The organism is Escherichia albertii NBRC 107761 = DSM 17582 (assembly GCF_000759775.1).
GTDB classification, from domain to species: domain Bacteria; phylum Pseudomonadota; class Gammaproteobacteria; order Enterobacterales; family Enterobacteriaceae; genus Escherichia; species Escherichia albertii.
Map to the genome: position 1 here is coordinate 19,598 of NZ_BBMY01000053.1, position 10,160 is coordinate 29,757.

General features: G+C 52.0%; 5 protein-coding genes, 1 tRNA gene and 2 pseudogenes. 7 read left to right on the forward strand and 1 reads right to left on the reverse strand.

What is annotated here, in order from left to right:
* Window positions 1-4 precede the first annotated feature (4 nt).
* The gene (gene recG, locus EA14781_RS11360; protein ID WP_000678467.1) at window positions 5-2,086 is read left to right on the forward strand and encodes an ATP-dependent DNA helicase RecG; all 2,082 of its coding nucleotides are present in this window, start codon (window positions 5-7) and stop codon (window positions 2,084-2,086) included.
* A 188-nt stretch (window positions 2,087-2,274) separates the two neighbouring features.
* Here recG and gltS read toward each other — a convergent pair whose 3' ends face one another.
* A complete protein-coding gene (gene gltS / locus EA14781_RS11365; protein ID WP_000468838.1) occupies window positions 2,275-3,480 on the reverse strand; it encodes a sodium/glutamate symporter in 1,206 nt (401 codons plus the stop codon).
* A 280-nt stretch (window positions 3,481-3,760) separates the two neighbouring features.
* Here gltS and xanP point away from each other — a divergent pair, with 280 nt between their 5' ends.
* From xanP to EA14781_RS11395, 6 genes and pseudogenes are all read left to right on the forward strand, one after another.
* Window positions 3,761-5,152, forward strand: coding sequence for a xanthine/proton symporter XanP (gene xanP / locus EA14781_RS11370; protein ID WP_002460332.1), 1,392 nt, complete (start codon window positions 3,761-3,763; stop codon window positions 5,150-5,152).
* Window positions 5,153-5,272: 120 nt separating this feature from the next.
* Window positions 5,273-6,982 carry an AsmA family protein gene (locus EA14781_RS11375; RefSeq protein WP_002460328.1) on the forward strand — a complete coding sequence of 570 codons (1,710 nt, stop codon included), beginning with the start codon at window positions 5,273-5,275 and terminating at the stop codon, window positions 6,980-6,982.
* Window positions 6,983-7,380: 398 nt separating this feature from the next.
* Window positions 7,381-7,475: transfer RNA gene (locus EA14781_RS11380), tRNA-Sec, on the forward strand.
* Between the two features lie 172 nt (window positions 7,476-7,647).
* A pseudogene (locus EA14781_RS11385) lies at window positions 7,648-8,439 on the forward strand (tyrosine-type recombinase/integrase); the annotation flags it as partial.
* Window positions 8,418-9,059, forward strand: a pseudogene (locus tag EA14781_RS11390) (DUF4942 domain-containing protein); the annotation flags it as partial. The pseudogenes EA14781_RS11385 and EA14781_RS11390, both read left to right, overlap by 22 nt.
* A gap of 73 nt (window positions 9,060-9,132) precedes the next feature.
* Window positions 9,133-10,160: virulence RhuM family protein (locus EA14781_RS11395; RefSeq protein WP_001280589.1), on the forward strand; the 1,028-nt coding region annotated here is incomplete at its 3' end.

A 10,160-nucleotide genomic window follows, 5' to 3' on the forward strand; every position in this document is an offset into this window, starting at 1 on the left:
CGAGATGAAAGGTCGCCTGTTAGATGCTGTCCCGCTCAGTTCCCTAACGGGCGTTGGCGCAGCGCAAAGTAACAAGCTGGCAAAAATCAACTTGCATACCGTGCAGGACTTGCTGTTGCATCTTCCCCTGCGCTACGAAGACCGCACCCATCTCTACCCCATCGGCGAACTACTGCCGGGTATCTATGCCACGGTAGAAGGCGAGGTGTTGAACTGCAATATCACCTTCGGTGGTCGGCGGATGATGACCTGCCAGATCAGCGATGGTTCCGGCATTCTCACCATGCGCTTTTTCAATTTTAATGCGGCGATGAAAAACAGCCTGGCGACAGGACGGCGCGTGCTGGCCTATGGGGAAGCAAAACGCGGTAAATATGGCGCGGAAATGATCCACCCGGAATACCGCGTGCAGGGCGATCTCAGCACACCGGAGTTACAAGAAACGCTCACGCCGGTTTACCCAACAACGGAAGGCGTAAAGCAGGCGACGTTGCGTAAATTGACCGATCAGGCGCTGGAGCTACTCGAAACCTGTGCCATTGAAGAGCTACTGCCTCCTGAACTGTCACAAGGCATGATGACGCTACCGGAAGCCTTACGTACCCTGCATCGTCCGCCGCCAACGCTCCAGCTTAGCGATCTGGAAACCGGGCAGCATCCGGCACAGCGCCGGTTGATTCTGGAAGAGTTGCTGGCGCACAACCTCAGCATGTTAGCGTTACGCGCCGGAGCGCAACGTTTCCATGCCCAGCCGCTTAGCGCCAATGACGCGCTGAAGAATAAACTCCTTGCCGCGCTGCCGTTCAAGCCGACGGGCGCTCAGGCTCGCGTGGTGGCGGAGATCGAGCGTGATATGGCACTGGATGTTCCAATGATGCGTCTGGTGCAGGGCGATGTAGGCTCCGGTAAAACGCTGGTTGCCGCCCTCGCCGCACTGCGTGCTATTGCACACGGTAAACAAGTGGCATTGATGGCGCCGACAGAACTGCTGGCAGAGCAGCACGCCAATAACTTCCGCAACTGGTTTGAACCGTTGGGTATCGAAGTGGGTTGGCTGGCTGGCAAACAGAAAGGCAAAGCACGACTGGCTCAGCAAGAAGCCATCGCCAGCGGTCAGGTGCAGATGATTGTCGGTACCCACGCCATCTTCCAGGAGCAAGTGCAGTTTAATGGTCTGGCGCTGGTGATTATCGATGAACAACACCGCTTTGGCGTACATCAGCGTCTGGCATTATGGGAGAAAGGCCAGCAACAGGGTTTCCATCCTCATCAGTTGATCATGACTGCCACGCCGATCCCACGCACGCTGGCGATGACCGCCTATGCCGATCTCGATACCTCGGTTATTGATGAATTACCGCCTGGTCGTACGCCAGTAACGACTGTTGCTATCCCGGATACACGCCGTAACGACATTATTGCTCGCGTGCGTCATGCCTGTATGACTGAAGGTCGTCAGGCGTATTGGGTTTGTACGCTAATTGAAGAGTCAGAATTACTGGAAGCGCAAGCGGCAGAAGCAACGTGGGAAGAGTTGAAACTGGCCTTGCCGGAACTGAACATCGGTCTGGTGCATGGGCGGATGAAACCTGCCGAGAAACAGGCGGTGATGGCATCGTTTAAACAGGGCGAGCTGCACCTGTTGGTTGCCACTACCGTCATTGAAGTCGGTGTTGATGTACCTAACGCCAGTCTGATGATTATCGAAAACCCGGAACGTCTGGGTCTGGCGCAGTTGCACCAGTTACGTGGTCGCGTGGGCCGTGGCGCGGTGGCTTCTCACTGCGTGCTGCTCTACAAAACGCCGCTCTCCAAAACGGCGCAAATCCGCCTGCAAGTGCTGCGCGACAGCAACGATGGATTTGTAATTGCACAGAAAGATTTAGAAATTCGCGGACCGGGTGAATTGTTAGGTACCCGTCAAACGGGTAATGCCGAATTTAAAGTGGCCGATTTACTGCGCGATCAGGCCATGATCCCGGAAGTTCAGCGCCTGGCACGGCATATTCACGAACGTTACCCACAACGGGCAAAAGCGCTGATAGAACGCTGGATGCCGGAAACGGAACGTTACTCCAACGCATAAAAGACGGCGGTGAGAAGACCGCCGTTTCAGGTTGCCCTACCTTCTTGCCGGATGCGGCGTGAACGCCTTATCCAGCCTACAGAAACTTACGAACTCAATAAATTGTGAATCAATACGTAGGCCTGATAAGCGAAGCGCATCAGGCACTTGTCTTTGTTGCGGCGGCACTTACACCGCCGCTTCATCAATTAACCTGCAAAAATAGGCAGCATCAAATACAGCTTAATCACCAGTGCGTTGACGATATCAATAAAGAACGCACCAACCATCGGCACCACCAGGAACGCCATATGAGATGGACCAAAGCGTTCAGTGATCGCCTGCATATTGGCGATTGCTGTTGGCGTTGCGCCAAGACCAAAACCACAGTGACCCGCAGCCAGCACCGCCGCATCGTAGTTTTTCCCCATCATGCGCCAGGTGACAAAGATAGCGTACAACGCCATGAAGATGGTCTGCGCCACCAGAATCGCCAGCATCGGCAGCGCCAGCGAAGCCAGTTCCCACAGTTTCAGCCCCATCAGCGCCATCGCCAGGAACAACGACAGGCTCACGTTACCCAGAACGGATACCGCACGCTCGAAGACGCGGTAAAAGCCCATCATTGACAAGCCATTGCTTAAAATCACGCCAACAAACAGCACACAAACGAAGGTTGGCAATTCAAAAGCGGTTCCAGCCAGTAACTGGGCAACGATTTTCCCCACTGTCAGGCAGATAGCGATCAGCGCAATGGTTTCAATCAGCACCAGCGAGGTGATCATGCGCCCCACATCCGGTTTTTCGAACGCGGTTGGGACTTCCTGGTCATCAGGGATACCGTTTGGCGTGGTGGAATGTTTTACCAGATACCGGGCCACAGGGCCGCCAATCAGTCCGCCCAACACCAGACCGAACGTCGCACAGGCCATCGCCACTTCCGTCGCGTTAGTAAAACCGTAGCGTTCAATGAATAATTTACTCCACGCCGCGCCGGTCCCATGACCGCCAGAAAGCGTAATAGACCCCGCCAACAGTCCCATAAGCGGATCGAGTCCTAACAAGCTGGCCATACCAATGCCAATGGCATTTTGCATCACCAACAGACCAACAACCACAATCAGGAAAACCCCTACCACACGCCCACCGGCACGCAAACTGGCAAGGTTGGCGTTCAGACCAATGGTAGCGAAGAAAGCCAGCATCAACGGATCGCGCAGGGACATATCAAAGTTGACTTCCCAACCCATGCTTTTTTTCAATACCAGCAGCGCCAGCGCCACTAACAAACCACCCGCAACAGGTTCCGGTATGGTGTATTTCTTCAAAAAGGAGACGGAATGGACCAACTTGCGCCCGAGCAGCAACGTCAGCGTCGCGGCAACAAGCGTTGCTAAAGTATCGAGATGAAACATAGTTACTCCTTTGTGTCCGCATCACTCTTCCATACTCGTCATACCTCCTCATGCCCTTACTGCAAGGCGAAATATGACGAGTATCAAGGTCATGCTTTCCGGGTTCAAATTCTCAGCCGAAAATAAAAAAATGGCATGGATTTTAAGCAGAAAACAACCAAAAGTTATATAAAAAAGTACATTTATCACATTTAAATATTTAGAAGAACACCTGGCAAACGTTTGCTTTTATCTTTCGGTCAGCTAAAATGCCCGCTTTGCTACCACGGGATTGTTTTCGATGTCTGTTTCCACCCTCGAGTCCGAAAATGCGCAACCGGTTGCGCAGACTCAAAACAGCGAACTGATTTATCGTCTTGAAGATCGTCCGCCGCTTCCTCAAACCTTATTTGCCGCCTGTCAGCACCTGCTGGCAATGTTTGTCGCGGTGATCACGCCAGCACTGTTAATTTGCCAGGCATTAGGTTTACCAGCACAGGACACACAACACATTATTAGTATGTCGCTGTTTGCCTCTGGTGTGGCATCGATTATTCAGATTAAAGCCTGGGGACCTGTCGGTTCAGGACTGCTGTCAATTCAGGGCACCAGCTTCAACTTTGTTGCGCCGCTGATTATGGGCGGAACGGCACTAAAGACCGGTGGTGCCGATGTTCCGACAATGATGGCGGCGCTGTTCGGCACGCTAATGCTGGCAAGCTGTACCGAGATGATTATCTCCCGTGTTCTGCACCTGGCGCGCCGCATTATTACACCGCTGGTTTCTGGCGTTGTGGTGATGATTATCGGCCTCTCGCTGATTCAGGTAGGGCTAACGTCCATTGGCGGCGGCTATGCAGCCATGAGCGATAACACCTTCGGTGCGCCAAAAAATCTGCTGCTGGCGGGCGTGGTATTAGTTTTAATCATTCTGCTTAACCGTCAACGCAACCCGTATCTGCGCGTCGCCTCGCTGGTGATTGCAATGGCGGCAGGCTATGCGCTGGCGTGGTTCATGGGCATGTTGCCAGAGAGCAACGAACCGATGGCGCAAGAACTGATTATGGTGCCAACACCGCTTTATTATGGCCTTGGCATTGAGTGGAGCCTGCTGCTGCCGCTGATGCTGGTCTTTATGATCACCTCGCTGGAAACGATTGGCGACATCACCGCCACCTCTGACGTTTCTGAACAGCCGGTTTCCGGTCCGTTGTACATGAAACGCCTGAAAGGCGGCGTGCTGGCAAATGGCCTGAACTCATTTGTGTCGGCAGTATTTAACACTTTCCCGAACTCCTGTTTCGGGCAAAACAACGGTGTGATCCAGTTAACCGGTGTTGCCAGCCGCTACGTTGGCTTTGTCGTGGCGCTGATGTTAATCGTGCTGGGCCTGTTCCCGGCAGTGAGCGGTTTTGTGCAACATATTCCAGAACCTGTTCTGGGCGGTGCTACGCTTGTGATGTTTGGCACCATCGCCGCCTCTGGCGTGCGTATCGTCTCCCGGGAACCGTTAAACCGTCGGGCAATACTGATTATTGCGCTGTCGCTGGCGGTCGGTCTGGGCGTTTCCCAGCAACCGCTGATTTTACAGTTTGCCCCTGACTGGCTGAAAAACCTGCTCTCTTCCGGGATTGCCGCTGGCGGCATCACAGCCATTGTATTGAACCTGATTTTTCCACCGGAAAAACAGTAATCCACTCGCAGCGGTAAACTTCTTTACCGCTGCAGCCACTCTCTTTCACTATTCCCGTCTTGAGGAATGCGCGTAAATCGTGCATAACTCCCTTATGTGCATTTCACGGGATGGAAGACCATGAAATTTATTGGGAAGCTGGTTCTCTATATTCTCATCGCGTTATTCGTGGTGATCGCTGGCCTCTATTTTCTCCTGCAAACTCGCTGGGGGGCAGAACATGTCAGTGCATGGGTTTCTGAGAATAGCGGCTATCATCTGGCCTTCGATGCGATGGATCACCGATTTTCCGCGCCGTCTCATATCGTACTGAAGAACGTCACGTTCGGTCGCGACGGTCGCCCCGCAACTCTGGTGGCAAAAAGTATCGATATCGCCTTAAGTAGTCGACAACTGACCGAACCACGCCATGTCGATACTATCTTGCTGGAAAACGGGACACTGAATCTCACCAACGAGATGGCGCCGCTACAGTTCAAAACCGATCGCCTGCAACTACGCGATATGGTACTCAATAGCCCCAATGGCGAATGGAAGCTTAGCGCGCAGCAAGTAAATGGCGGCGTCATTCCGTGGTTGCCAGAGGCCGGTAAAGCCCTTGGTACAAAAGCACAAATTCAGTTTAGCGCCGGTTCACTGTCGCTTAATGATGTTCCTGCCACCAATGTGCTAATTGAAGGCAGTATTGATAACGATCGCGTTACACTGACTAATCTGGGCGCCGACATCGCTCGCGGTACATTAACCGGAAATGCACAGCGTAATGCCGACGGGAGCTGGCAGGTGGAAAATCTGCGCCTGGCGGATATCCGTCTACAAAGCGAAAACTCGCTTATCGACTTCTTTGCGCCATTGCGCTCTGTTCCGTCATTGCAGATTGGTCGTCTGGAAGTCATCGACGCTCGTCTGCAAGGCCCGGACTGGGCTGTGACTGACCTCGATCTCAGCTTGCGCAACATGACTTTCAGTAAAGATGACTGGCAGGCGCAAGAAGGTAAGCTGTCGATGAATGCCAGCGAGTTTATTTACGGTTCGCTGCATTTATTTGACCCGATCATAAATGCGGAGTTTTCTCCGCAGGGCGTGGCGTTGCGTCAGTTCACCAGTCGCTGGGAAGGAGGCATGGTCAGGACGTCAGGCAACTGGCAACGCGACGGGAAAACGCTGACCCTTGATGATCTGGCAATTGTTGGACTGGAATATACCCTGCCGAAAAACTGGCAGCTGTTGTGGATGGAAACGACGCCTGGCTGGCTAAATACTCTGCAACTGAAAAAATTCAGCGCCAGCCGCAACCTGATCATTGATATCGATCCAGACTTCCCGTGGCAGCTCACCGCGCTCGATGGTTATGGCGCGAATCTGACGCTGGTTGCCGATCATAAATGGGGCGTCTGGAGTGGCTCGGCAAATCTGAATGCCGCCGCTGCGACGTTCAATCGCGTTGACGTGCGTCGTCCGTCTCTGGCGCTGGCTGCCAACAGCAGCACGGTGAATATCAGCGAACTTAGCGCGTTTACCGAGAAAGGCATCCTGGAAGCTACTGCCAGCGTTTCGCAAACGCCGCAGCGTCAAACCCATATCAGCCTGAACGGACGCGGTGTGCCGGTAAATATTCTGCAGCAGTGGGGATGGCCGGAGTTACCCATTACCGGCGATGGTAATATCCAACTCACTGCCAGCGGCGATATTCAGGCCGATGCGCCGCTAAAACCTACAGTAAACGGACAGCTTCATGCCGTGAATGCTGAAAAGCAGCAAGTGACTCAAACCATGAATGCTGGTGTGGTTTCCAGCGGTGAAGTCACGTCAACGGAGCCAGCGCAGTAAAAATCAATCTTGCCGGGTGCGACACAGACTCTTCGTACCCGGCATTTCTCCATACATTACAGCATCATTGCCAGTTCATTCCCTTGCCCACCTTCAGCTTTCGCCGTTTACTTTCGCAATATTGTGCCCAGTTCTTCGTTTTCCCCGCTCCCGTCAGGTCGACTGATACTCTGACTTGCTGTGTGACCCATTCTTGAGAATGTGTTTTTTGTTATTAACAGACATTTCTTGTTTTCCATGCTCGTACAGCGAAGAAGTACAACACATTGATTTAATGGATATTTATGTGAAATAGATCATAGCAAAGCAAAACAAGGCGGAAAAAAGTGTGATGGGGGATGTGATAAGGCGAGGAAGTAGCTATAATGCGCCCCGCCTCCATGTAGCAATCGAGGCGCGGAAGATCGTCGTCTCCGGTGAGGCGGCTGGACTTCAAATCCAGTTGGGGCCGCCAGCGGTCCCGGGCAGGTTCGACTCCTGTGATCTTCCGCCAAAGTTCCTCTTCTGAACTCTCCCGATGTCAACAAAACCCCGTCTAATACCTTATATATCAGGCTTTCTTTGTATCCTGAGGTCACCCGACTTCAACCCATATCAAGTCGTTTTTGGGGCATTAGGGGTATCAGGTTGGTTACTGGCGGAAATCCCCTTGGAGGATGGATTCATCAAAAGCCGATCGGTGGTCATTACGCTATCGTGATGAAATCATCGACACCTTTGAGAAAGATCCTTATACGGGAAGACGTCCTATTGTCGATATAAAGCCGATGGACTGGCTTGGGATTCTTCGTCGCCTTGAAAAATGCGGCGCTTTAGAAAAAATGCGCAAAGTTCGCCAGCGTTGTAACGAAGTCTACCGTTACACCATCGTTACCGGGAGAGCTGAATATAACCCCGTGTCAGATCTTGCTAGCGCACTGTCTACCCCGAAGAAAACACATTTCCCATTCCTCACAGTCGAAGAGCTACCACACTTCCTTAAAGATCTGACCGGATACACTGGCAGTGTTATCACCAAAACAGCCACACAGATCATTATGTTAACCGGCGTGCGTACGCAGGAGCTGCGTTTTGCATGCTGGGAGGATATTGATTTTGATAAGAAATTATGGGAGATCCCGGCAGAAGCGATGAAGATGAAACGGCCTCATATTGTGCCGCTGCCGGATCAGGTTATTGCACTATTTAAACAACTGGAACCGATCTCAAAACATCCCCCTCTGGTCTTTATCGGCAGGAACGATCCCCGCAAACCGATCAGCAAGGAGAGCATTAATCAGGTTATCGAATTGCTGGGATATAAAGGCAGGCTGACGGGGCATGGTGTCCTCCACACGATGAGTACTATTCTGCATGAAGAAGGCTTTAACTCAGCGTGGATTGAAACGCAGCTTGCACACGTCGATAAGAACGCGATTCGCGGGACGTATAACTATATGCCTTTGACTGCTGGCTAATGCAGCCAACAGACAAAGCGATGCCGGTGATCACCCGAAATATCGACCGCAGTATCTGGCGCGATCTCATGCTGAAGTCCGGGATGTTGACTCTGATGGATGCCGAAGCCCGCAGTCAGTGGGCAAAGAACCTGGAAAAGGGCGATCTCCCGGCGATTAGCGAAGCCAACATCCTGAGTACCTTTGAACAACTCCACCACAATAAGCAGGACGTTTTCGAACGTGGGATTATCAATGTATTTAAGGGATTGAGCTGGGACTACAAAACCAATAATCCCTGTTATTTCGGTAAGAAGATTATCGTTAACAATCTGGTGAAGTATGACAGATGGGGCTACAGCCTGAACTGTGGCTGGCAGCGAGATCAGCTTGCCGATCTGGAACGGATGTTCTATCTGCTGGATGGGAAGACAATTCCCGATAACCGGCATGATGTCTCCATCCGGTTTATGGATTTTGTGCGCGATAATCCGCATCAGCAGATTTTCGAAGATGAGTTGTTCACTATTCGCTACTTTCAGAAGGGCAGTGGGCATATCACTTTCAAACGCCCGGATCTGGTGGGGAAGATGAATGATATCGTGGCGAAGCACTTTCCGTCAGCGTTATCAGCAAAATAACACTGTTCATATACAGTTCTCTGGCATACTACGTGGGTTATAGCATTACGGATTTTATTTAAACGGAGGCGACATGTCAGACAAAGACTTAACCCAGTCCCCGGCAGGCGAATTTGTTATGTTTGCCAGCGATGACGGTGAGGTACGCGTTGAATGCCGCTTTGAGCAAGAAACACTCTGGTTGCCCCAGGCAACTATTGCTAACCTTTATCAGGTTACTCCCCAGGCCATTACGCAACACATTAAAGCTATCTACGAAGAAGGCGAACTTGAACAAAATGCAACCTGTAAGTCTTACTTACAAGTTCAACAGGAAGGAAATCGTCAGGTAAGCCGCAATATGCTTCACTACAGCCTGCCCGTCATTCTCGCCGTTGGCTATCGTGTTCGCTCGCCTCGCGGCACGCAATTCCGCCAGTGGGCCACCCAGACGCTTCAGGAATACCTGATCAAAGGTTTTGTGATGGACGATGAGCGGCTGAAAAATCCACCTGTCGGTTCATCGGTTGTGCCCGACTATTTTGATGAGATGCTCGAACGCATCCGCGATATTCGCGCCAGCGAGCGTCGGGTTTATTTGCGGGTGCGGGAGATCTTTGCGTTAGCTGCCGACTATCAGCCATCGCTAAAAGAGACCACGCAGTTTTTTCAAACCATCCAGAACAAGCTGCATTTTGCCTGTACCGGGCATACCGCTGCTGAACTCATCCACAAGCGTGCCAATGCCAGCCAGCCGCACATGGGCTTGACCAGTTATAAAGGTGAAGAGGTGCGTAAGGGTGACGTGACGGTGGCAAAAAATTATCTCACCCAGGATGAAGTCAGCGAACTTAATCGCGTGGTTAATATGTGGCTGGACTTTGCCGAGGATCAGGCCCGTCGTCGTCAGCAGGTCTTTTTGCGCGACTGGCAGGATAAGCTGGATCAGTTTCTGCAATTTAACGACCGCGAGGTTCTGCAGGGCGCAGGTAAAGTCAGCAAGAAAATGGCCGATGAAAAAGCGCAGGCGGAATATAGTCAGTTTGCTGAACAACAACGGCGCTTAAAAGAAGCCGAAGGCGAAAAGGATATTGCCGCTTTGCTACAGTGGAAAAAAGGGTG

Bases quoted from the DNA above. Each gene is read 5' to 3' on its own strand.
- recG (WP_000678467.1), top strand. From the start codon at position 5: ATGAAAGGTCGCCTGTTAGATGCTGTCCCGCTCAGTTCCCTAACGGGC.
- gltS (WP_000468838.1), bottom strand. From the start codon at position 3,480: ATGTTTCATCTCGATACTTTAGCAACGCTTGTTGCCGCGACGCTGACG.
- xanP (WP_002460332.1), top strand. From the start codon at position 3,761: ATGTCTGTTTCCACCCTCGAGTCCGAAAATGCGCAACCGGTTGCGCAG.
- EA14781_RS11375 (WP_002460328.1), top strand. From the start codon at position 5,273: ATGAAATTTATTGGGAAGCTGGTTCTCTATATTCTCATCGCGTTATTC.